This window comes from Alteromonas sp. ASW11-130 (assembly GCF_026183735.1).
Lineage (GTDB): Bacteria > Pseudomonadota > Gammaproteobacteria > Enterobacterales > Alteromonadaceae > Alteromonas.
Map to the genome: position 1 here is coordinate 1 of NZ_JAPFRE010000034.1, position 738 is coordinate 738.

Sequence of the window (738 nt, forward strand, 5' to 3'; positions counted from 1 at the left end):
GCTCCCACTGCTTGTACGTATACGGTTTCAGGTTCTATTTCACTCCCCTCACAGGGGTTCTTTTCGCCTTTCCCTCACGGTACTGGTTCACTATCGGTCAGTTAGGAGTATTTAGCCTTGGAGGATGGTCCCCCCATATTCAGTCAAGATAACACGTGTCCCGACCTACTCGATTTCACTGCATAAGACTCTTCATGTACGGGGCTATCACCCTGTATCGCGCCACTTCCCAGAGGCTTCCACTACTTCTTATGCAGCTTAAGGGCTGCTCCCCGTTCGCTCGCCGCTACTAGGGGAATCTCGGTTGATTTCTTTTCCTAAGGGTACTTAGATGTTTCAGTTCCCCTCGTTCGCCTCTTATAGCTATGTATTCACTATAAGATACCTGTAAACAGGTGGGTTTCCCCATTCGGACATCTGTGGCTCAAATGCGTTTTGTCAGCTCACCACAGCTTTTCGCAGACTTACACGTCCTTCATCGCCTCTAACTGCCAAGGCATCCACCGTATACGCTTAGTCACTTAACCATACAACCCTAAATAGCTTCCGCTTAAGAACCTGTGCTGCGCGTCTCTTCCTCGCTTAGTTGGTCACATACTACTGTATGCTCCCGCCTGCGCTCGTCGTATCCGCTTGCTCAGAACCTTAATCGTCGCTATTTCCTCTTATTGACATGACTCATAAGATTCCATAGCTATTAGTTAATACCCAAAGGTTGCGACAACCTAAAAGGATGGA

General features: G+C 48.2%; 1 rRNA gene. It reads right to left on the minus strand.

The annotated features are described in order from the left end of the window. Positions 1-527, minus strand: a 23S ribosomal RNA gene (locus OPS28_RS12375); the annotation flags it as partial. Positions 528-738: the final 211 nt, after the last annotated feature.